Annotated in this window: 23 protein-coding genes; 15 read left to right on the top strand and 8 right to left on the bottom strand. The window is 48.1% G+C overall.

Annotation, left to right across the window (positions count from 1 at the left end; genetic code table 11):
* Nucleotides 1-23: 23 nt before the first annotated feature.
* A complete protein-coding gene (locus H5T41_06205) occupies nt 24-1,274 on the top strand; it encodes an ORC1-type DNA replication protein (protein MBC7108361.1) in 1,251 nt (416 codons plus the stop codon).
* Between the two features lie 42 nt (nt 1,275-1,316).
* Here the strand turns inward: H5T41_06205 and H5T41_06200 are convergent, their stop codons facing one another.
* On the bottom strand, nt 1,317-2,420 hold the full coding sequence (locus H5T41_06200; protein ID MBC7108360.1) for a S26 family signal peptidase: 1,104 nt from the start codon (nt 2,418-2,420) through the stop codon (nt 1,317-1,319).
* 112 nt (nt 2,421-2,532) lie between these two features.
* Here H5T41_06200 and H5T41_06195 point away from each other — a divergent pair, with 112 nt between their 5' ends.
* The 10 genes from H5T41_06195 (at nt 2,533) to H5T41_06150 (ending at nt 11,385) form a co-directional block, all read left to right on the top strand.
* Nucleotides 2,533-2,979 carry a cytidine/deoxycytidylate deaminase family protein gene (locus H5T41_06195; GenBank protein MBC7108359.1) on the top strand — a complete coding sequence of 149 codons (447 nt, stop codon included), beginning with the start codon at nt 2,533-2,535 and terminating at the stop codon, nt 2,977-2,979.
* A 145-nt stretch (nt 2,980-3,124) separates the two neighbouring features.
* Nucleotides 3,125-3,469: a hypothetical protein gene (locus H5T41_06190; GenBank protein ID MBC7108358.1), complete on the top strand. Its 345-nt coding sequence runs from the start codon at nt 3,125-3,127 to the stop codon at nt 3,467-3,469.
* Nucleotides 3,444-5,438 carry a V-type ATP synthase subunit I gene (locus H5T41_06185; protein MBC7108357.1) on the top strand — a complete coding sequence of 665 codons (1,995 nt, stop codon included), beginning with the start codon at nt 3,444-3,446 and terminating at the stop codon, nt 5,436-5,438. Before H5T41_06190 ends, H5T41_06185 begins: the two co-directional genes overlap by 26 nt.
* A gap of 5 nt (nt 5,439-5,443) precedes the next feature.
* Nucleotides 5,444-5,668, top strand: coding sequence for a V-type ATP synthase subunit K (locus tag H5T41_06180; GenBank protein MBC7108356.1), 225 nt, complete (start codon nt 5,444-5,446; stop codon nt 5,666-5,668).
* A gap of 30 nt (nt 5,669-5,698) precedes the next feature.
* Complete coding sequence (locus tag H5T41_06175) at nt 5,699-6,256, top strand: hypothetical protein (protein MBC7108355.1); 558 nt, start codon at nt 5,699-5,701, stop codon at nt 6,254-6,256.
* Nucleotides 6,257-6,260: 4 nt separating this feature from the next.
* The gene (ahaC, locus tag H5T41_06170; protein MBC7108354.1) at nt 6,261-7,322 is read left to right on the top strand and encodes an ATP synthase A1 subunit C; all 1,062 of its coding nucleotides are present in this window, start codon (nt 6,261-6,263) and stop codon (nt 7,320-7,322) included.
* Complete coding sequence (locus H5T41_06165) at nt 7,322-7,630, top strand: V-type ATP synthase subunit F (protein MBC7108353.1); 309 nt, start codon at nt 7,322-7,324, stop codon at nt 7,628-7,630. The genes ahaC and H5T41_06165 overlap by 1 nt, the downstream gene beginning before the upstream one ends.
* A 1-nt stretch (nt 7,631) precedes the next feature.
* Nucleotides 7,632-9,365 carry a V-type ATP synthase subunit A gene (locus H5T41_06160; GenBank protein ID MBC7108352.1) on the top strand — a complete coding sequence of 578 codons (1,734 nt, stop codon included), beginning with the start codon at nt 7,632-7,634 and terminating at the stop codon, nt 9,363-9,365.
* Nucleotides 9,362-10,747 carry an ATP synthase subunit B gene (locus tag H5T41_06155; protein ID MBC7108351.1) on the top strand — a complete coding sequence of 462 codons (1,386 nt, stop codon included), beginning with the start codon at nt 9,362-9,364 and terminating at the stop codon, nt 10,745-10,747. Before H5T41_06160 ends, H5T41_06155 begins: the two co-directional genes overlap by 4 nt.
* 2 nt (nt 10,748-10,749) lie before the next feature.
* A complete protein-coding gene (locus H5T41_06150; protein ID MBC7108350.1) occupies nt 10,750-11,385 on the top strand; it encodes a V-type ATP synthase subunit D in 636 nt (211 codons plus the stop codon).
* A gap of 166 nt (nt 11,386-11,551) precedes the next feature.
* Here the strand turns inward: H5T41_06150 and H5T41_06145 are convergent, their stop codons facing one another.
* Entirely contained in the window at nt 11,552-13,018 is a 1,467-nt protein-coding gene (locus tag H5T41_06145) for a DNA-directed DNA polymerase II small subunit (GenBank protein ID MBC7108349.1), read from the bottom strand.
* Between the two features lie 55 nt (nt 13,019-13,073).
* Here H5T41_06145 and H5T41_06140 point away from each other — a divergent pair, with 55 nt between their 5' ends.
* Nucleotides 13,074-13,457, top strand: coding sequence for a hypothetical protein (locus tag H5T41_06140; GenBank protein MBC7108348.1), 384 nt, complete (start codon nt 13,074-13,076; stop codon nt 13,455-13,457).
* Nucleotides 13,458-13,461: 4 nt separating this feature from the next.
* Nucleotides 13,462-14,226 (top strand): sugar phosphate isomerase/epimerase, encoded by a 765-nt coding sequence (locus tag H5T41_06135; protein MBC7108347.1) that lies wholly within the window; start codon nt 13,462-13,464, stop codon nt 14,224-14,226.
* On the opposite strand, the gene H5T41_06130 is transcribed toward H5T41_06135, so the two are convergent.
* Nucleotides 14,219-15,505 carry a CPBP family intramembrane metalloprotease gene (locus H5T41_06130; GenBank protein ID MBC7108346.1) on the bottom strand — a complete coding sequence of 429 codons (1,287 nt, stop codon included), beginning with the start codon at nt 15,503-15,505 and terminating at the stop codon, nt 14,219-14,221. The genes H5T41_06135 and H5T41_06130 overlap by 8 nt on opposite strands.
* A 216-nt stretch (nt 15,506-15,721) precedes the next feature.
* Here H5T41_06130 and H5T41_06125 point away from each other — a divergent pair, with 216 nt between their 5' ends.
* Nucleotides 15,722-15,973 carry a hypothetical protein gene (locus H5T41_06125; protein MBC7108345.1) on the top strand — a complete coding sequence of 84 codons (252 nt, stop codon included), beginning with the start codon at nt 15,722-15,724 and terminating at the stop codon, nt 15,971-15,973.
* Between the two features lie 77 nt (nt 15,974-16,050).
* Here H5T41_06125 and cyaB read toward each other — a convergent pair whose 3' ends face one another.
* Nucleotides 16,051-16,605, bottom strand: a complete 555-nt coding sequence (cyaB, locus tag H5T41_06120; GenBank protein MBC7108344.1) for a class IV adenylate cyclase — start codon at nt 16,603-16,605, stop codon at nt 16,051-16,053.
* Nucleotides 16,606-16,747: 142 nt separating this feature from the next.
* Between cyaB and cobO the strand changes: the two genes are divergently transcribed.
* Nucleotides 16,748-17,293: a cob(I)yrinic acid a,c-diamide adenosyltransferase gene (cobO, locus tag H5T41_06115; GenBank protein MBC7108343.1), complete on the top strand. Its 546-nt coding sequence runs from the start codon at nt 16,748-16,750 to the stop codon at nt 17,291-17,293.
* On the opposite strand, the gene H5T41_06110 is transcribed toward cobO, so the two are convergent.
* The 4 genes from H5T41_06110 to H5T41_06095 form a co-directional block, all read right to left on the bottom strand.
* Nucleotides 17,290-18,426 (bottom strand): hypothetical protein, encoded by a 1,137-nt coding sequence (locus H5T41_06110; GenBank protein MBC7108342.1) that lies wholly within the window; start codon nt 18,424-18,426, stop codon nt 17,290-17,292. The genes cobO and H5T41_06110 overlap by 4 nt on opposite strands.
* Nucleotides 18,427-18,512: 86 nt before the next feature.
* A complete protein-coding gene (locus H5T41_06105) occupies nt 18,513-19,142 on the bottom strand; it encodes a hypothetical protein (protein MBC7108341.1) in 630 nt (209 codons plus the stop codon).
* A complete protein-coding gene (locus H5T41_06100) occupies nt 19,129-20,085 on the bottom strand; it encodes a transcriptional regulator (protein MBC7108340.1) in 957 nt (318 codons plus the stop codon). Before H5T41_06100 ends, H5T41_06105 begins: the two co-directional genes overlap by 14 nt.
* 107 nt (nt 20,086-20,192) lie before the next feature.
* Nucleotides 20,193-20,705 (bottom strand): Hsp20/alpha crystallin family protein, encoded by a 513-nt coding sequence (locus tag H5T41_06095; protein ID MBC7108339.1) that lies wholly within the window; start codon nt 20,703-20,705, stop codon nt 20,193-20,195.

Raw genomic sequence — 20,705 nt, 5'->3', positions numbered from 1 at the left:
TTTATTCCCGCGCCTTCTGCTATTTGGGGGGAGTGCCCTTGGATGAAAACATCTTTCAACCGTACCTCAAATCAAAGTCGCTGTTCAAAAGAAATCGGGAGATCCTACGGCCATCATACATTCCGGATGAACTTCCTCATCGGCAGCAGCAGATCAGTCAATTGGCGGCAGTTCTTGCCACAGCTTTGCGAGGGGACAGACCTTCGAATGTATTGATCTTTGGAAAAACGGGAACAGGAAAAACGGCGTGCGTGAAGTATTTGGGAAATGAGATCAAAAAGGCTGACGCCACATCCAATCGCGTTAACTTTTTCTATATGAATTGCGAAGTCGTTGATACCCAGTATGGGGTTCTTCAGAACATCGGAAACAGGTTAATCAGCGATTTTGGGGAAAGAATTCCGTTCACCGGCTGGAGTACGGAAAGACTCTATAACATTTTTCGAGAAAGAATTGAAGATGAGGGGAAAGTCAACATTATCGTTTTGGACGAAATCGACAAATTGGTCTACAAGAGCGGAGATGATATCCTTTATCATTTATCGAAGATTAACGATGACCTCGTGAAAGCCAAAGTATCGCTGATCGGCATTTCTAACGACCTCACTTTCACCGAATTCCTCGATCCTCGCGTTAAAAGTCGTCTTGGCGAAGAAAAAATGGTCTTTCCACCATATAACGCTGAACAGCTGCAGGACATCCTCAATCAGCGGGCAAAACTTGCGTTCGAGGATGGAGTCCTCGAGCCAAGTGTTATCCCGCTCTGCGCGGCTTTAGCAGCACAGGAACATGGTGATGCGCGGCGCGCGCTTGATCTATTAAGAGTCGCAGCAGAGCTCGCAGAACGCAATCATGACGACAAAATCACGGAGGCGCACGTTTACAAGGCGAAAAACAAAATCGAACTCGATTGCGTAACAGAAGCGATCAGAACATTGCCAACACAGTCAAAACTCGTGCTGATGAGCATTATTATTAATGAAGAGAAAGGTCGCGAGAGGCTTACGACGGGAGACGTCTACGAGATTTATAGGGAGTTGAGCAGAGCTGTTGGCGTAAGCGTCCTAACGCAGAGGAGAATTACTGATCTTATCTCAGAGCTCGACATGCTTGGCATCATCCACGCTCGTGTCAAATCGTTCGGCAGAGGCGGTCGGACGAAAGAAATCGAACTGAGTGTTCCGCCACATGAAGCAAAGAAAATACTCGAGGAGGACGAGATGCTTCAGGGCCTCAAGAATTTCAAGCCTAAAACCCAGACAACATTGATTTGATTACAAAATTTTCTTCGGAGTAAGGAAAGATAGACACAAAAATCATTTCTCTCTTGATCCGCTTTTTTCCCGTTTTTTCTTTTTTCCTCCTTGCTCTTGATTTTCATCGATCTTTATAGGTGCTCTCGTTTTCTTCTTATCTTTATCGATCTTCATTTCTACGGTCTTATCATCCTTGTTAGTGACATTTTGTGCATTGGGCGGCTTTTCAGATTTACTTTTTTTGAAAAGCTGTCTAAGATTGAATTTTTTAGTCCAACCAAAGATCTCTATCCCTTTTCTCTTAAGTACAAAATTGAGAGCGTCGATCCCGATGGGCACGACGATAATGGCAGCGATTGTGATAAACAGGTTCGTTTTACTGTTCTCAGGAACATTGGGGGGCGCGTCTCCGCCAGCCCATAGCTTAAGCAATCCGAACCACGGTATCTCTCCACGCGCTATTCCGACAACCCAATCGTCCCTTACGGGTTCGCGAAAAATCGAGATTTGATCATAGTATCCATAAAGAATGCCATTATCGCTGATGACATTATGGTCGCCCATCGTGATGAAACCGCCATGAGGTGTCACATTATGTGATTCAAAATACTGAAGTATGCTGCGGAGATCGAGACGAACGGTCACATTCAGGTATCCAACGCCGTAAATCTCGACAACCGTCCGGAGATTCCACCATACATGCTCGCCTTGGGGGAGAACTTTCCACTGCCACTCGGGAAGCGATGAAAGCGAGGGAATATCGAAACCGCCACCAGTGGCATTATAAATGATTCTGCAAAATGCTCTGTGAATGATCGGCGTAGAAGGTGAATTATCACCTTTCTTATAGATAATCACGTCGCCGTATTCGCCATAAGTCATATGCCCTCTTGCAATCCCCTCGATATATGTTACGATATTATCGCTGCGCGCCTTCTTCACAATCACGATGTCTCCTGTATCGATGACACCGATGAAGCTCCTCGAGTCGCTATGCTGCATGCTGCTCGATTCGACAACGACAAGTGGAGGCCAGACTGAACTGTAGGCGAAAAGCAGGGAAAAAATAATCAGAATGGTAGCTGCCGCGATTCCGATATTGATGAGCACTTTCTGGATCGCCATATTGACCATCGAGTCACTGACCAAGTTGCTGATTAGCATCTTTTATTATAAAGAATTGGGCCGTTCGAGGCAACCTGATGATCAAGAGATTCGAGCTCACCCGTTGAGATGCAAAAATTGGATATAGGAATCGACAATACGCCTTCTAACAATGACAAGACCTGATAATGATACTTATTTCATGAAAATGGCAGAGCTTGTAGCCACGCGGTCGACCTGTCTTCGTAGACAGGTTGGTGCCGTGATCGTCAAGGAGAAGAGAGTACTTACGACAGGTTACAACGGCGCACCTCGCGGACTTAAACACTGCGAGGAAGTCGGTTGCGTGAGAGCGCAGAATCACATCGAATCGGGGACGAGACACGAACTCTGTCGTGGGGTACACGCCGAACAGAATGCGGTCATTCAGGCGGCGTATTTCGGTGTGAGTATTAAGGGCGCTACGATCTACACGACAAATTTTCCATGCGTCCTCTGTGCAAAGATCCTTGTCAACGCTGGAATCGAAGAAGTCGTGTATAAAGACGAATACATTGATGAACTCTCGAAGAAAATCCTGAGCGAGAGCAACGTCCGTGTTCGTAAATTCGAAGGATGATACTCGGCGAGCGCCGAAATGTTTGGGATCAAACGTCTGAATACCTGGCTACAGATAAAATCATTTTCGGATATTCGACGATCAAATAACTAAACCTATAAATATGACAAGAATGTTCAACTCGCAGCTATCCGGGGAGAGTCTGGTGACACGAGCTGAAACGCTTCTCGAGATCAAGAAGGCGGAAGAAGAGGCGGAACAAATCGTCCGGGAGGCGCAGGAAAAACGGAAAGTGATCGTCGCCGCCGCCCGGCGGGAAGCTGCACAGAGAATGAGAGAAAGCGAGGAGAAGCTCAAGGCCGAGTTCGAAATAGCTGTTTCCAGAGAAAAGAACCGCATCGCATCTCAAAAAGAAGAAATTCTCAAACGGGGGCGGGAGGAGGCTGAAAAAATCAAGAAATTGGCCGATGAGCGCATCCCAGAGATCAGACTTTATCTGAAGAACGCTTTTGAGAGGGCGATCGATGCTGCTACCAGAACAAATGGTTAGAGTTCTTGTCGTCGGTTCGAAGGACCTTTTGGAAAGGACGGTCGACCTGCTTTATGAGCTGGAATGCGTGCATTTGATCGACTTTCCGGCAGATGAAGAAGGATTCACGCTCGGCTCACCGTTGCCAGCGGCTTCCGATGCATCTCAGAAACTGCTGAGATTGAGGGCAATGCAGAAGGACCTGGGTATCGAGGAAATGAAGGGAATCGAGCCGATCAGGACAGATGCACTTGCGAGAGAACTCGACCAGATGATTGAATCGCTCCATCAGGAAATTTCAGATGTTGTTGAATCGAAGAAGAAGATCGAACTTCGATTAAGCGAATTAGAGCAGGAAAGAAAGAATATCGAGCCCTTCGTCGGTTTGCCCCTCGAGCTTGATCTTTATACAGGTTACAAATCACTTGTTGTTTTTACTGGTTATGTAAAACTTGATCCCGAAGGGGTCTTAAGGGAATCGATTGAAAAGTTTGAATTGTTCAAGAGCGAGGACGGAAAATTCATCGCGCTCTTTGTTGGTAGGGAGGAGTCTGAGGAAGCCCAGCGCATCCTCGTTCAGCACGGGTTTTCTGAAGTTCCTGTGCCACCAAAAAGTGGAAAACCCGACAAGATCCTCGAATCGATTCTTGCGGAAGAGGAGACCTTACGGAAGAGCATCGCCGACCTGTCGGAAAAATTGGAGAAAATGAGGGAAAAACACGCTACCTTTGCGCTTGCGGCTGAAGAACATCTAAGCATCATTGTCCAAAAGGCCGAAACACCGTTGAGGGTCGGTGCGAGCGCCCATTCCTTTATCATTGAGGCCTGGGTACCCGAGAAGAATTTCGAACAACTTCAAAAGGCATTTGCTGAGAATCTCGGAGAGAGAATTTACGTTGAAGTCCTCGAAAGGAGGGAAAGGAGAGAGGCTGAGGGACATCACGATGAGGGGGACGAAGCACCCGTCAAAATCGAAAATCCAAAGCCATTTAATCTATTCGAATATCTTGTCGAGCTCATTTCAACGCCGAAATACAACGAGCTCGATCCCACGCCATTGATCTCAATCTTCTTCCCAATTTTCTTCGGACTGATGGTCGGGGATGTCGGTTATGGAATTCCTTTCGTCATTCTGGGCTACTTGGGATTGAAAAAATGCACGAGCAATGAATGGCGAACAATCGCGACAATGCTTTTCTTCGGTGGAATATTTACAATAATTTTCGGTTTATTCATGTTTGGAGAAGCCTTTGCTCTGCACTTTGCACCGAGTCCTTATGGGGAGGTTACTTGGTCGAGTTTGCTTGGTATCGAAATCCCCCACCATCTTGAGATCGGACCTCTGTCGATTCCGCTGGGCGTTTACAGCAAGCTTCACGATGTGAAGATGCTCCTTTACATAAGCATCTGGATAGGCGTTATTCACCTTTTTGTAGGCTACGCGCTCGGGTTCATCAACGTCACAATTAGACATGGTTTGAAGCATGCGATTTTTGAGAAACTCAGCTGGCTCTTCATTCTTATCGGAGCTGTTATGTTGGGTCTGGTTCTCCTTGACGGGTTGGTCCTTTCGAAACCTTTAGTCATGACTGATGTAAGGATGATTGGCGGTCTCATCACTCTGATCGTTGGCATTGTTCTTGGATTCCGGGGAGAGGGAGCAGGAGTCGTGCTTGAATTGCCTGGTTTAGTCAGCAATATTATGTCGTATTCAAGATTGGCAGCGATCGGGATGTCGAAGGCAGGTATGGCCCTCGCGTTTAACATGATCGCGATTGAAATGATTGCCCCGGGCGGTGGCGTCATGATCGCCGTCGCTTTTGCCATCTTCGCCGTGGGGCACATGATGATTTTTATCCTTGCAGTGATCTCCGCGGGATTGCATGGAATCAGGTTACAGTATGTTGAATTCTTTACGAAGTTCTATGAAGGTGGAGGACTTAAGTTCAATCCATTGAGAATTCGAAGAAAGTATACAACGGAGGTGTAAAAGAAATGGCAATAGAAACGGGTTTGATCGCCTTGGCCGCAGGTCTCGCTGTAGGCCTTGCTGGACTCGGCGCAGGGCTTGCTGAGAAGGAAGTCGGTACCGCGGCTGTCGGTGCCATGGCAGAGAACGAGAAACTCTTCGGTAAGGGCCTTGTGTTGATGGTCATTCCGGAGACGATCATCATTTTCGGGCTCGTCGTGGCGATTCTGCTGTGGACCAAGATGGTATAAGGGCAGCACTTGACAACAGGGAGCCTGATCATGGCGCTCGATACTGTAGTCAGGGATATCCTAGAGAAAGCCAAATGTGAGGCGGACAGTTTGATCGCGGAGGCGGAAAAAGAGCGAGACGCAATCTTGAAAGAATGCGAGGAATCGATCGCAAAGAGGAAACGAGTGCAGGAGAAACAGTTTGAAGATCTCACACGGCGTCTCGCCCGCCAGGAAATTTCAAGTGCCGAACTGGAAGCGAAAAAGATCGTCCTCAAGGCGAAAAAAGAGATCCTCGATCGTGCATTCGGTGAAGCGCTTCGGGAAATCTATGGAATGGATCGTGAGAACAGAGCTAGGATTTACCACAAAATCATCGAGCGTGCGAAGACGATTGTCTCAAGGCCGAGGATTATTTGCCCGAAGGGTGACGCCGCACTGATCGAAAAGAGTGTTGCCAATGTCGCTATCATCGAAACTGACATGGAACCAGGGCTAATTATCGAAAGTGAAGACGGTCTGATACGGCTGGACTTCAGGTTCCGGACGATGCTCGAAGAGATTTGGGAAAAGGAAATGAAGAAGATCTCGACGATTCTGTTCGGGTGAACCGATGCAGCGATTCTGGGGGAAGAAGGGGAACTACGCATATGTCTGCGCGAGGATCAAAGCGAAGAAGAGCCTCCTCCTCACAAAGGATGTTTATCCAAAACTGCTCATGATGGACCTGAATGAAATTGGTCGGTTCCTCGGCGAGACACAGTACCACGTCGAGATGACGGAGCTTGCCTCGAAGTATTCGGGTGTGGATCTGATTGAATTAGGGACGAGTCGTAATCTCGCGAGGATTTACAGGCAGATCATTGGATTTAGCAGAGGTGAGCTGCGGGAAATGATCTGCAGTTACCTCGGACGATGGGACGAATGGAACATCAAAACAATTCTCAGAGGTAAGTATTCCGGTGCGAGCATCGAAGAGATCCAGGAGGATCTTGTTCCAGCCGGAAGACTGAGCGAAGATACGCTAAACAGCCTCCTTGCACTCGAAACCGTCGAGGAAATTCTCGAAGCACTAAGGACGAAGGAAGGTATCACGATACCCGAGGAGGTCATGGCGGCTTATCGTGAAAGTGGAACGCTCGAGCCACTCGAGGAATATTTCGACAAGGTCTATTATTCCCGCCTTCTCGCCTCTATTCGAACAAATACCAAGCCAGGGAAGCTGTTTCTCGCATTCGTTCAAAAGGAAATTGACGTGACGAATCTCAAGACGCTCCTAAAGCTGAAGCGCGAAAACGTCCCACCTGAGAGGTGTAAGGGATATTTCATTGATGGCGGCAGTGAGCTCACGATGAAGGAGCTGCTACGCCTCGCAAGTGTCGAGAACTTCGATCGCCTGGTCGAAGAGCTCGCCAAATTCTCCTTCTACGAGGAGATCAAGGAAGGATTGCGCATCGCGAAGGAAAGTGGATCGCTCATCGAGGTGACGCTTGCGCTACAGAAATACCTCGTGAAGCAATCTGAAACCTTCTCACACATTTATCCACTTTCGATCCTTCCAGTGCTCGATTACATTATCAGAAAGAAGATCGAAGTCGACAACATCAGGATCATCGCTCGCGGAAAGGAAAGCGGGCTTGATGTCGAAGTAATAAAGAATTTATTGGTGGTTTGATGGAGATCGCCGTACTTGGCAGCGAGGAATTCATACTCGGATTCCGGCTCGCAGGTGTCACACGGGTTTATAGAGCCGAGGGAATCAAGGAATTTGAGGAAAAGTTGCTGGAACTGCTCCAGGATACATCAATCGGCGTACTGGCGATCGACTCATCCGTCCTTGAAAAATTGGGTGCAAGCACACGGAAAAAAGTGCTCGAGAACATTGCACCGGTCGTCGTTCCAGTGGGTCGTGAGGAAGGCGACCTGAGGGATAAGGTCAAACGGGCTATCGGTGTCGATTTGTATAAGACGCAGAGGGATTGATATGGCTAAGGTTGGTGAAATTTACAGGGTGGCCGGACCAGTCGTTACGGCGACTGGTATTTCACCGAGGATGTATGACGTCGCTCTGGTCGGCGAAGAGAAGTTGATGGGCGAGGTCATCAAGATCTACGGGGACAAGACGGTCATCCAGGTGTATGAGGATACTTCTGGGTTGCGCCCGGGAGAGAAGGTCTTGGATACTGGGCAGCCGCTTCTTGCAGAACTCGGTCCAGGACTTCTGGGCAGCGTATATGACGGAGTCCAGCGACCTCTACCGGTTCTCATGAGTGCTATGGGCGATTTCATCAAGCGGGGAGTCACAGCACCAGGACTTGATCGGAAAAAGCGATGGAATTTTATGCCTGCTGTGAAGAAAGGTGACGTGGTCAAGGCAGGTGCCATTATTGGCAACGTCAAGGAAGGTCATATGGATCACAGGATCATGGTGCCACCAGATGTTTCTGGCACCGTTGATTGGATCAAAGAAGGTCAATTTACCGTCGAGGAACCGATATGCTCCATTTCAGGAAAAGAAGTGACGATGATGCAGAAATGGCCTGTGAGGACAGCGAGGCCGATCGTTCGTAAGACGATGCCTGATGTTCCGCTGGTGACGGGTCAGAGAATTTTGGACACACTTTTCCCCCTTTCAAAAGGTGGTACCGGCGCAATCCCTGGCGGTTTTGGTACTGGTAAGACGGTGACGCAGCAGCAGCTTGCAAAGTGGAGCGACGCAGATGTTGTCGTGTATATTGGTTGCGGTGAGAGAGGCAACGAGATGACCGAAGTTCTCGTTACATTCCCGAAGCTGGAAGACCCCAAAACAGGAAAACCACTGATGGAGAGGACCGTCCTCATCGCCAATACATCGAACATGCCGGTTGCTGCCAGAGAAGCATCAGTCTATACAGGCATGACGATTGCTGAGTACTACCGTGATATGGGATACGATGTCTCTTTGATGGCAGATTCAACGTCGAGATGGGCAGAGGCGATGAGAGAGATTTCATCAAGACTCGAGGAGATGCCTGGTGAGGAGGGATTCCCAGCGTATCTCGCAGCACGTCTCTCCGACTTTTACGAGCGGGCTGGAAAGGTTGAGACTTTGTCCGGCTTGAACGGATCGGTTACCGTTGTCGGCGCTGTTTCTCCGCCTGGCGGAGACCTAAGCGAGCCTGTAACGCAGAACACGCTCAGAATTGTGAGAGTCTTCTGGGCACTCGATTCAAAGCTCAGGGAACGAAGGCACTTCCCTGCCATTAACTGGCTGACCTCATATTCATTATACACCTCGAACCTGGATGCCTGGTTCCGGAAGAATGTCGCCGAGGATTTCCCTGAGCTCAGAGCATGGGCAATGGAAATTCTTCAGAGGGAGGCTGAACTGCAAGAGATCGTTCAGCTCGTTGGTTCTGATGCGTTGCCTGAGGAGCAGAAACTAACCCTGGAAATCGCGAGAATGATCAGGGAGATTTTCCTCCAGCAGAATGCGTATCACCCCGTCGATACCTACACGCCTCTCAAGAGGCAGTATGTTTTCATGAAAACGATCAAGCGCTTTAGCGAGCTTGCCAGGCGGGCGGTCGAATCTGATGTGCCAGTCGAAGCGATCACGGAATTGCCGGTGAGGATCCGATTGACAAAATCGAAGTTCGAACCGAACGTCGATGAGGAGCTTGAAGTGATCAACAAGGAAATGGAATCTCAGTTTGAAGGTCTTGGAGGGAGGGCATGATCTCGAAGGAATATCGTACAATTTCTCAGATCGCAGGCCCACTTGTTTTTGTTGAAAAGACTGAACCCGTCGGCTACGGGGAACTCGCTGCCGTCTCGCTTCCAGATGGTACTGTGAAGCGAGGACAGGTTCTCGACACATCGCATGACTTCGTGGTCATTCAGGTTTTTGAAGGGACTGCTGGCATCGAGAAATCGTCGGGGGTGCGTTTTCTCGGCGAAACGATGAAGATGCCTGTATCTCAGGACATGCTCGGGCGTATTCTCTCTGGATCGGGCGAGCCGCTCGATGGAGGACCGCCTATCGTGCCGGAGGAACGTCTCGACATCGTTGGATCGGCAATTAATCCCTGGGCAAGAGATGAGCCAAAGGAATTCATTCAAACGGGGATTTCAGCAATTGACGGGATGAACACCCTTGTCAGAGGCCAGAAGCTTCCGATTTTTTCGGGGAGTGGTTTGCCGCACAACGATATCGCACTTCAAATTGCGAGGCAGGCCAAGGTTCGTGGGAAGGAAGAGGAATTCGCCGTCGTCTTCGCAGCGATGGGGATCACGAACGAAGAAGCGCAGTATTTCATGTCCGATTTCGAAAGGACGGGTGCGCTTAAGAGAGCTGTTGTTTTTATGAATCTAGCAGATGACCCTGCGATCGAAAGGATCATCACTCCACGGCTAGCGCTCACGACGGCTGAATATCTCGCGTTTGAATTGAATATGCATGTTCTTGTCATTCTCACAGACATAACGAACTACTGCGAGGCGTTGCGTCAGATCGGTGCTGCAAGAGAAGAGGTACCAGGAAGAAGAGGTTATCCAGGGTACATGTACACAGATCTCGCCACGCTATACGAGCGGGCTGGGAGGATCAAAGGAAAGAAAGGATCAATCACGCAGATTCCAATTCTCTCGATGCCCGGTGATGACATTACTCATCCGATTGCCGACCTGACAGGATATATCACTGAGGGGCAGATCGTGGCCGCAAGGGATTTGCACAGAGCTGGCATCTACCCGCCAATCAACGTTGGTGCATCGCTTTCCAGGTTGATGAACGCTGGCATTGGTCCGGGGCTGACAAGGGAGGATCACAAGGCAGTCTCAGATCAGTGCTACGCCGCATATGCGGAGGGGAGGGACCTCCGAGGTCTCGTCGCGATAGTCGGCAAGGACTCGCTTTCTGAGAGAGATAAGAAGTTTCTCGAGTTTGCCGACCTCTTCGAACGCCGCTTTGTCAGGCAGGGCAGAGAGGAGGATAGGGATATCGAAACGACACTCGAGATCGCGTGGGAGTTGCTTGCTACTCTGCCGGAATCCCAGCTAACTCGTATCGACAGAAAGTACATCGAAAAGTATCATCCTGCGCATCGAAAGAGTGAGTGAAGATGGTTAAGCGTGAACTTAACCCGACGCGGTCTGAACTGCTCGAGATCAAGAAGAAAATCAAGCTGACCGAGGCCGGATACAAGATTCTTAAAATGAAACGTGACGGTCTCATCCTCGAATTCTTCAAGATCCTCGAGGAGGCGAAGGACGTAAGGGCGAAGATCGTGCGAGACTACGAAAGGGCGATGCAGAAAATCGCAATTGCAAAGGCGGTTGATGGAGTCATTGCCGTCAAGTCAGCTGCATTCGCCCTCAGAGCTCATCCTGAGGTGAAGCTGCGCAGCAAGAACATTATGGGTCTCGTTGTGCCGGAGATTGAGGCGACGAGCATCAGAACGACCATCGAGAAGAGGGGATACGGTGTTATCGGCACATCACCCTTTATCGACGAGGCTGCAGAGGCGTACGAGGAACTCGTTGAAACGATCATCAAGGCTGCTGAGATCGAGACAACGATGAAACGGTTGCTCGATGAAATCGAGAAGACAAAGCGCCGTGTCAACGCGCTTGAGTACAGGGTGATTCCTGAATTGAAGGAAGCGGAGGAGTTCATCGAGTTCAGGCTCGAGGAGATGGAGAGGGAAAATATTTTCCGCCTTAAGCGCATCAAACAGAAGGCGGAGGCACGCGCTTGAGGATTTTCGATATCAGCGAAGAGAAGAAAAGGGAACTCGTATTTAAGTTAGTCTGGATTATCTCAACCTTCATGCTCGTTTTCGGCTTCATCATGATTATTCTCTTCTGGAATGCGTGAAGCATCTAGCGTAGCAATTATCTCTCATGAGACGCTTTTGATGGAAATCAATTGAAGTTCCTTACAATGCACTTGCCTGTCCCGAGATGCACGACCGGGAGTTTAGCAGGATCTGGGTTGAAGTTGTGCATTCGTTGATAGCTAGTTTGCGCCTGCCATGTTGATGCGTTGATAATCCTTACACCACGATAATCGGAGACACCAGCGCCGTGGACATGACCCGTCACAAAAATGTCTGGAACAGGATCGATCACGAGAAAGTCTTTCTTCTCTGGCGCAATAGGCGTTTTGCCCCCGTAAATTGGCGCGAGGTGTCTCCTCTTGAGCATCTCCTTCATAGCATCGATCGGATTAGCGTAGGTAAGGGATTGGATATTGCCGATCAGATCGTCAATACTCCTGCCGTGATATGAGAGGATAATTCTCCCTTCGATCTCAAGATAACAGGGGTTGCCGATCATGATGACTTGAGAATCGAAGAGATCCGCAATCTCTTTTTGAAACGCTGGTTGCGGCTCAGCGAGCCTCACCGCATCGTGATTGCCTGGTTGAAGGATGATTGTTACGCTGTCCGGTATCTCCTTTAGGAGTTCGCTAAGCATTTCGTACTGTTTGAAAATGTCATCGACAATGAGTTCTTCCTCCTGATCCGGGAAAACGCCGATGCCGTCGACGCAGTCGCCTGGCACGATCAAATAATTGACCCCGCTTGAAATGCCTTCAGTCCTGAGCCAGTTGACCATCGCATCCCATTGTTTTCTCAGAAATGTTTTGCTGCCAACATGGATATCGGATGCGAACGCGATCATTGAGGTGGCATCACTTCGCTCGAATCTGCTTCTCAACGGAACATCGGGTCTGATGATCTCTTGAACAATGAGCATCTCGCCCTTCCTGTTCGGTTTTCCCACAATTCCGATCACTTCGTCGGGAATAACGGAGTCGTTGATCAGGGGGGAATCCTTCGGGATGAGGGCGAGACACCTCTCTTCTTCATCCTCTATCTCAAGTATCTTATGCCCCGTTTTGGTCACTCTGATCTCGTTAACCATCGCGATGATTCTCACATCACGCTCAAGTTTGAGCGCCTTCGAGATCGGGAGGGAACCAGCTAATTCTCTCCTATGAGCGAGCATTCGCTTGATGGCGTTGAATCGATCCAAAAAATACCGTGCAAAGTCTGATATATTGCCTTCGCAGGTCGAGTTACCCGTTATATCTTTTAAAATTTTTACATCATTGATCTTCCTGGCATTACTCTGTTGATTTACGCTTGTTCGAAACTCATGATTATCTGGTAACGCATTTGCTACACCAAGTGTTTCCGCTGCCGAATGATCTTTTACATATTCTGCCAGATCTGCGGCAGTGACGATGAGGGGGTGCTGTTTCATGAATGAAATCGCCGATTGAACAAAGGCGATCGGATCGTCTTTCGACATGACGATTTCGAGCGCACCAGGTTCAAGCAAAATTCCATTGCTCGCCAGAACTTCGAGAACGTGCTCCCTCATCTGCGCTGATGATGAAGCAGTCCGATTTAAATACTTTTTCCGGTATCGGGTTGGCATGTCCATAATCACAGTGCGGGCGAAATGCTATCCTACCGAAGACCCTGAAAGGGTTAAAAGAGCAATCCTTAACATTTTCCCAGAGAGCACGCTGACCGAATATGAGGATGGTTTCATCGCCAACACAGCCTCAGTGGAAAAACTCAGTGAGCTCATCAGAAACATGAAGATCCTTGATTCAGCGCGTGCTGTGCTTCTCAGAGGAAGAGAGGGCAACAAGGTGAGATTCAGAATCAACAAACAGGTTGCGTTTGTTGGAAAATTAAGCTTCGTCGAGGATCGAGATCCGCCTCTTGGTTCGATCGAAGTTGTTATCGAGGACGAGAACATCGTCGCCCTCATCGACACGATTGCGCCGAGTACGGTGAGCGGGGAGGGATAGGCAGATGATCGCGGTTTCTTCACCAGTTTTCTCGATGTTGGATTTCGAAACGGCATTGGGTTTTGTGAGCCAGAAGTTCGACGCATGGGAGATTGTAGGGGAGGGGCGACACTTCCTTCCAGAGATCGAAAAGACTTTTCACGAAATCGCACCATCTTACAATATGAGGTTTTCGGCGCACGGGCCACTTAGTGATGTCAACATCGGGAGCCTCAACCCCAGGTTGAGGGAAGCGGCTGTGAAGGAAATTGTCGACGGGCTTCATGCAGCGAATCGCATGAATTTTGAAGTCTATACAATGCATCCGGGTTTCTGGTCTCCAATTGGGTTGCTGGATAGGGAGGGCGTGTATCGTGCCGTGCACGAATCACTCAAGGTTATTGAAAAAGTTTCAATCGATACGGGCGTAAAGGTCGGTTTTGAGAACATGCCAGACACGCCAGTAACAATGGGAAAAACGCCGGAAGATTTGTTTGCGATGTTGAACGGATTTGAGATCGATGTTTGTTTCGACGTCGGTCATGCCCATACTAGCGGTTCCATAGACGAGTTTCTTAAGTATACTGATAGATTCGTTAACGTTCACATTCATGATAACCGTGGTCAGTATGATGAACATCTTCCCATAGGAAACGGAACACTCGATTTCAAAAGAGTGCTAAGAGCGCTTAAGAATTACAAAGGGCAACTGGTTATCGAGGCGAGGAGCATGCCCGATGCAGAATTGTCGAAGGAAAGACTAACTAAGCTGATCGCTGAAATCAGTTGATAATTCGTCCGCATCGCAGGCATTCGAATCTTCCTTCACGATACCTTGCTTCGGTGTATCCACAGTAGGGGCAGGCAAATCTGAAAGATCCCGGTCCGTACTGTTGATCGCCGTGTCTCATGTCAATCTGCATCGGATTGTCGACCTTTCGCGATTTGCCCCTCTCCTTTTCAACACTGATCGAATCTGGCCAGATCCTTCTTCCGATGAGAAAACCGATGGCCTTTGACGTGTAATTGACGAAGTAAAGGAAACCTACTGCAACCCAGGCAAAGATTACCAGTCCCATAATGAGGAGAGACGCAAGGCCGGGAAAAACCTGAGTTGGAATTGCCAGATAATCGACCATAAAGTGAAGCATGATCGACGCGTAAATGCCCTGAGTAAGGAAGAGGTAGCCGAGGGCGAGACCAGCAACAAAAGTCGGCAAAAGCTTGAATGCATCCCAGCTGAATATATGGGCGGAACTGAAAAAGATGCTGGAGATGATGAGAAACGTGATTTCGAGCTTACCGAGGGAAAAGTTGCCGCCAAGGAAATAATGTATCAATCTTTTTCTTCGCTTCCTTGCCATGTCGATGATGAGTAAGGGGACGCCAATCAACAACATCCTGCTTACGATCTCCTCCCAAACAGAAGCACTCGCAAATCCATAGAGAAGCTTCCACAGTTCTTGCTCCTCAAGTTCTGGCGTTTTTGGGGTGATGCCAGCAGCACCGAGGATTAGATAATAAATGACATTGAAGAAAAGAACAGCAAAAAAGATTGTGCCAACGACATAAAGTGGACTGTGCTCCTCCACCACTTTTTCTACAGACATTTCCTTAATGAACAACCTCCAGCTCTTCCATACGAGGAGTGTAAAAGAACTAACGATCGCAATGACGAGTAATACATGATAAATCGCGAACGAAATTCCTGTGAGCTCAACAAGATTAACAATCCAGGGAACGATGATAAAAAGAGTTGTATGATAATTTGGCGTCTGCGGGAGAACGAGTTGTATACTCCAGATAAGAATGAGGACGTTCAATATTGTCATCGCTACAAGGCTGAGAACTGTATACGTTCCAACGCCTCTGAGAATCTGCTTTATTGTCATCATTGCGGATTGAGTTGATGAAGAGGGTAAACGCGGAATATCGAATGGAACATACAATTGCTGTCCGCAGAAAGCACAGAAATTCGCTTCTGGTAGGACGGGACGTCCGCAGCGAGGGCAAAACCTGTAAGGGCGGACGCCATCAGGCGACTGGATTCCAGATACCACAGCTTTCAATTTTCAGGTGAATATTTCTACTTGTCGGTTCTCCTTCCGGTATCTTGTTCTTCTTTTTAGCATATCTCTAGCTCCGACCGTTGAGCTAGATCAGGTCGCATCTCTGCCGATCGATATGCCGATTGAAGAAAACTAGCCAGATTGAAAATTGTTACTTTGTGGAAACTTTTATTAGGTATCCGAACCTTCTCGGACAAGCCGATCAGGAGGCTAAAAATGGATGATGAAGTATCGGGCAAGAAGGTTGAATTTGTGACGATAAGCGCTGAGAAGATACCCTTCGGTAGAAACAACTTCATTGAGATCGCCAGAAAAAAGGCGATCACTGAAGATGGCGAGAATGAATTTATCTCGCTTTCGAGGGGTTATTATCTTCCTGATGGCTCCGAGAGATTCAAAAAATCTCTTACAATACCGGATGACCCACAGATCAAGGCGTTCATCGTAGAGAAAATATCGTCGATGTAAGCATCGAGGACAGCAGCTGAGTTTTGTAATTGGCTCTCTCTCGCAAATCAAGAATGCGCTTCTTTTATCATTTATTTTCATTTATTTTCATTTGAACGATCTTCCATTTCTCTCGATTTTTTGATCAATAGTAGTTCGAGGTAGGACCGTCGCTCATTGCCGCTTAGATGGAGCTCCCTCATCATTGAGAGAATCTCTCTCTTCCCCTTTTCGAGGTCTTCACCTGCGTATTCAATTTCCACAAAACTTCCCAGATCTTCGACCTCATCAAGGCAGACAACGAGCGACCCAATCCTATATACTGTTCTTTCCTTCACAACTTTGCCAGCGATGTCAAAACCTAGCTTTTTTAGAATGGAAGCGATCTGTTCGCAGTCAGAAACCTCAACTTCAATCTCATCGCGCGTCTTCGTTTCTAAATCGATTTTCGGTCCTTTGTAAACAAGCGTGCAATGACCCTCTTCTTTTCGAATACGAAGGGCCTCATCCGTCACTGCGAATCTTCGACAAGGATGAGAGAAATAAATATCGATTTGCTTTGTGGTATCGAGTCTTAGCGCGCCCATCGACTCGAGTTGACATTTGACCAGGGCGATATCATCGCAATAGGATTTGACCTCGATTTCCAGCATGTTGGTAAAGAATGAATAGGAGAAATAAATAATGTTGACCCGATAAACATATCGGCTTTCATCTCCTCCCTTTCGGAAGTGGGCTTTCCGCTGACTAGTTAAAAATCACGGTGCGTGAATGATCTTAATTAAGGCAAAGTGAATGCTCAATTCCGAGGAGGTTTTGGATTTGTCGGGCCTCATTATCCTGTACACTGGGGATGGAAAAGGAAAGACGACAGCAGCCTTCGGTCTGGCAATGAGGGCAGCGGGACACGGAAAGCGCATTTGTATCGTTCAGTTCATGAAACGCTGCGAGGAATGTGGAGAGGTCAAAGCGATTAAAAAGTTCGATGCCGTAACGCTCAGACAGTTCGGAACTGGTGCGTTCGTTGTAAAGGAAAAGCACCAGAAAGAGGATCTCGAAGAGGCTGCAAAGGGCATGGCGTTCGCCGAAGAGGCACTCACCTCAGGTCTTTTTGACCTCGTTATTCTAGATGAGATATGCATTGCAATCGATTTTGGGCTGATCGATGTCGATGATGTGCTTGAGCTTTTAAGAAAACGCGACCCTGAAATCGACGTTGTCCTCACTGGGCGCAATGCACCAGAAGTGCTGATCAATGTCGCGGATCTCGTGACAGAAATGAAGGCGGTGAAGCATCCGTACGATGATGGTACAAAAGCACGAAAAGGGATCGAATACTAGTTTCTTATTTCTCCATTGCGTAGTGTCTTTTTCGTGCGCAAATACATAAGAAAGCGCACCTCCTCTTTAGGTTTGAATGCCATGAGTTTCTCCGCGTCGCCTTTCCGCACAAGGTCGAGCGCGAGCGGCTGCCCTCTCGTTAATTGATATATGAGTTGGAACGCCTCGTCGTCGACATCCAGCGAAAGAACCTGTTTCGCGCTCGTCTCATCCATCCGCTGCAAATGGATCTCGACCACGTGCCCTCTTTCAACATCCTCTTTCTGGAAAAATCTGTTATAGGACGGCGTCCCTTCTCCCATGGCGATCGCCACTTTTGCCTTTCCGCCCTTCAGAACTTCTAGCAGTTCAAAGAAAAAATCGACAACATCCTCGGACACATTGCAGTAATTGTCGAAACAGAGCAGAATTTTTCTCTCTCGCAGATCTTCAAGCTTGCCGCTATTACAACCGATTTCGATCGCAAATTGGCTGATGGCTTCCTTGATATCGGTGGCATCTGAATTCATCTCTAGATCGTACCAAAGGAGTGGCATTTCAGTGCGTTCCAATGCAATTTTTTTCAACAACGTCGAGGATCCATAACCAAAACTTGCAAAAATTACGAGTGCAACCGCATCTGAACCAAAAAATGATGAAGCGATGGCGAGCTCCTCTTTCCGACCGCAAAAAGCAGGGATCTCCACATTTGTGTTTGACCAAATGATTCTTTTATCCTTTCTTCTGATTTCAATTCCAGTGTGAAGATACTCCGCAATGGTCATAATTGAAATGTCGTGGAATTTCTTCAGCACCTCCGAGACGCTCATCACTTCTTTTCCATGATCATCAATGACGGTAATTCTTTCCAAAGCAAGGCGATTGATCAGTTCCTGCGCTTTTTCCAGGCCAGCGGGCGTTAGAAAGTAGACCTTCATCTTTCTCTCTCTTCCCTGGATCCGCATTTTTCTTTCTTCGATCAGTCCTGCTACGATCAATGGACGTAAATGACGTGTGATGTGCGTTCGCTGAATCTGAAGCGCCGATGAAATACCACTCTGAGTCAGCGCTTCCGATGAAGAGTCCTGAAAGTGCTCTTTCCTTTTTTCCAACAGGTGCAGAAGGATCCGATCTCTCGAAGAGAGCTGGATCATGTGGTGAAAAGATCATTCCCGCAATATTTAAGTATGCTCTTCGCGAGCTACGGACAAGAGGAAGGATGGTTTAGATGACCAGCAAATCATTGGTCTCGCGATGCCATTTTCTCTAATTTCATCACTATGCCATCCGCTCTTTCATATTCAACAACAGCGAGGATTTTCCTGTAGAGAGAAGCCATCTGGGCGATTCTCTCTGCCATGTATTGCTCCCTCACCTGCGAAAGTTTTTTGAATCCATTCGAGGCGTTGACCTTTCTGTCCCAATCAAGAACGAAGTTTTGTGGGGATGAAAGGTCGAATTTTTTCCTGGTAAGTCTCCTGACGAAAAATGATTCTCGAAGTAGGTCGATTGCCCCGACGCAGTTGCAGTACGCATCCGTGTAATGTTCCTCGCACATATCAATCGCAACGATTGTGATTCCCGCTCTTTCGCTCAGTTCGAGCGTTTTGACGTAGCAGGGTGGTGGGATCTTCACCATTCCAAACGTAGACAGGAAATTTCCGTAGGCGATCTCAAGATCGCTCGGCTCATACTTGTCATAGTCTTCTTTTTTCCTAAGACCTTCGAGTTCTTCACGAGATATCGAAATTCCGACAGCCTCAGGCCTAACGAGATCAAAAGCCCTCTCGACGGCAGACTCTTCCGAGACAAGACCTTTAATAACCGGCAGGACATCGATCGTCGCGCCGTTGAGTTCAACTCTTTTCATTAATCCCACAACGCGCAATAACCAGTTCAAAGAGTTTTTCTGATTCATTAAGTTTCTTCAGTTCATCTTTACCAATAATCGCCGCCCCACCAATATTCTGTCGCGATTTCGCTCTTCTCAAAAATATGACTGATTTCTTCTCGGTGATCTTCGAGATATCGCCGACGATGCATGCCTTCTCGACGAGCTTTGTTTCGTCCTTCCCTACGCCCGTCAAAATCAAAGTCCGGTCGTCTTTTGTCAGAGCTTCGAACGGACACCGCACCGTTGGCACGACGGAGTATCCCAGCTTGCTGAGCAGCATGAAAACCTCTCGGCTCAAATCATCCATTCCGCTGAGATCCATAAGGCGCCCGCCCGTTTCAGATGTGTATTTAAATGGATCAAGTGGCAGAACGAGAAATTCTCCGAGGAATTCTTCAAGCTTGAGTGCGACATCGATCATTGCGCCCATGCCCGATTCGTACATTTTGATCGTTCTTCTCGAGACACCTGCCACCTCGGCCAACGTACCGAGGCTGATATTTCTCTCCTCTCTGATCGATCTCAGTAATTCGCTATCCAGACGTACATAAAGGCCTCCAGGAGCTGCAAAGATGAATGGGGGGACGCCCTCGAGGAGATAGTCTGAGAGGGTTTCTATTGAAATAATTGGAACGCCGAATCGCGAGTAGACGATACCCTCCTCGATGTCTCCAGAGCCAGATTTTTCACCGATGAGCAAAGGAGAAGCCTGAAGCGCTTCAGCGAGCACCTTCATTTCTTCGGCATTTTCTTTCGAAAAAGCATCGACGTTGCTGAGAACCTTGATGATGAGGAGAGTCTCATCTCTCCGGGCGACGATGTCGAAGCTGATGCTCCTCATGGCGATTGGTTTTGATACGTAAAATCCCGCTTTGGCCAAGATGCCCCTGACGCCCTCAATGAGCTCTCCTCTCTGCACAATTGTAAACAAGGCGAGCTTCTATATAAGTCTTGCTCAATATCAGGTGCATTTCTGATATGTCTGGAAGGTCTGATGATCGTCGATCGATCACCGACCCACTTTTCCTACTCGATTCTGATTTCCTTACCCTTCTCCTTTACACTTGCCCTCTTCAGTAGGATCTCCAAAACACCATTTTTGTAGGTCGCCTTTGCGCTATCGGGATCGACTTCGCACGGAAGTTCGATGCGTTTCTCGAATCGTCTGTCAGGGTTGTCTACTTCGATGTCGAGGGAGTCCTCCGTCGCATTCAGTTTGATATCCTCCTTCTCGACACCTGGCAGTTCGACGATAATCCTGACCTTGTCCGCTTCCTCGATGATATCTGTTAATGGCTCTCTCTTTGCCACCTCTTCTTTTCTGCGTATCGTGTTTCCAAACTCCTGGATCCTCGGTTTCCCGTCGGGACCGATTCTCATGGAGAATCCGTAGATCATCGGCTCCCTTTCTAGCGGTACTTCTCCGCTCATCAGTCTCTCCATAATCCTCTCGATCCTCCGGCGCATCTCTTCGAATTCTTCGTCGAAATCACCGAAGAAGTCGTCCCAGTCTCTTCTCCTCTTGTCCCTTACCATCAT

This window comes from Methanomassiliicoccales archaeon (genome assembly GCA_014361295.1).
Classification (GTDB): Archaea; Thermoplasmatota; Thermoplasmata; order Methanomassiliicoccales; family JACIVX01; genus JACIVX01.
This window is presented reverse-complemented; position numbering and strand designations above follow the sequence as displayed.

What these genes read in the sequence shown, in the direction of transcription:
- H5T41_06200 (MBC7108360.1), bottom strand. Translation starts at nt 2,420, where the DNA reads ATGCTAATCAGCAACTTGGTCAGTGACTCGATGGTCAATATGGCGATC.
- H5T41_06195 (MBC7108359.1), top strand. Translation starts at nt 2,533, where the DNA reads ATGACAAGACCTGATAATGATACTTATTTCATGAAAATGGCAGAGCTT.
- H5T41_06185 (MBC7108357.1), top strand. Translation starts at nt 3,444, where the DNA reads ATGCTGCTACCAGAACAAATGGTTAGAGTTCTTGTCGTCGGTTCGAAG.
- H5T41_06180 (MBC7108356.1), top strand. Translation starts at nt 5,444, where the DNA reads ATGGCAATAGAAACGGGTTTGATCGCCTTGGCCGCAGGTCTCGCTGTA.
- H5T41_06175 (MBC7108355.1), top strand. Translation starts at nt 5,699, where the DNA reads ATGGCGCTCGATACTGTAGTCAGGGATATCCTAGAGAAAGCCAAATGT.
- ahaC (MBC7108354.1), top strand. Translation starts at nt 6,261, where the DNA reads ATGCAGCGATTCTGGGGGAAGAAGGGGAACTACGCATATGTCTGCGCG.
- H5T41_06165 (MBC7108353.1), top strand. Translation starts at nt 7,322, where the DNA reads ATGGAGATCGCCGTACTTGGCAGCGAGGAATTCATACTCGGATTCCGG.
- H5T41_06160 (MBC7108352.1), top strand. Translation starts at nt 7,632, where the DNA reads ATGGCTAAGGTTGGTGAAATTTACAGGGTGGCCGGACCAGTCGTTACG.
- H5T41_06155 (MBC7108351.1), top strand. Translation starts at nt 9,362, where the DNA reads ATGATCTCGAAGGAATATCGTACAATTTCTCAGATCGCAGGCCCACTT.
- H5T41_06150 (MBC7108350.1), top strand. Translation starts at nt 10,750, where the DNA reads ATGGTTAAGCGTGAACTTAACCCGACGCGGTCTGAACTGCTCGAGATC.
- H5T41_06145 (MBC7108349.1), bottom strand. Translation starts at nt 13,018, where the DNA reads ATGAGGGAGCACGTTCTCGAAGTTCTGGCGAGCAATGGAATTTTGCTT.
- H5T41_06140 (MBC7108348.1), top strand. Translation starts at nt 13,074, where the DNA reads ATGTCCATAATCACAGTGCGGGCGAAATGCTATCCTACCGAAGACCCT.
- H5T41_06135 (MBC7108347.1), top strand. Translation starts at nt 13,462, where the DNA reads ATGATCGCGGTTTCTTCACCAGTTTTCTCGATGTTGGATTTCGAAACG.
- H5T41_06125 (MBC7108345.1), top strand. Translation starts at nt 15,722, where the DNA reads ATGGATGATGAAGTATCGGGCAAGAAGGTTGAATTTGTGACGATAAGC.
- cyaB (MBC7108344.1), bottom strand. Translation starts at nt 16,605, where the DNA reads ATGCTGGAAATCGAGGTCAAATCCTATTGCGATGATATCGCCCTGGTC.
- cobO (MBC7108343.1), top strand. Translation starts at nt 16,748, where the DNA reads ATGCTCAATTCCGAGGAGGTTTTGGATTTGTCGGGCCTCATTATCCTG.
- H5T41_06110 (MBC7108342.1), bottom strand. Translation starts at nt 18,426, where the DNA reads ATGATCCAGCTCTCTTCGAGAGATCGGATCCTTCTGCACCTGTTGGAA.
- H5T41_06105 (MBC7108341.1), bottom strand. Translation starts at nt 19,142, where the DNA reads ATGAAAAGAGTTGAACTCAACGGCGCGACGATCGATGTCCTGCCGGTT.
- H5T41_06095 (MBC7108339.1), bottom strand. Translation starts at nt 20,705, where the DNA reads ATGATGGTAAGGGACAAGAGGAGAAGAGACTGGGACGACTTCTTCGGT.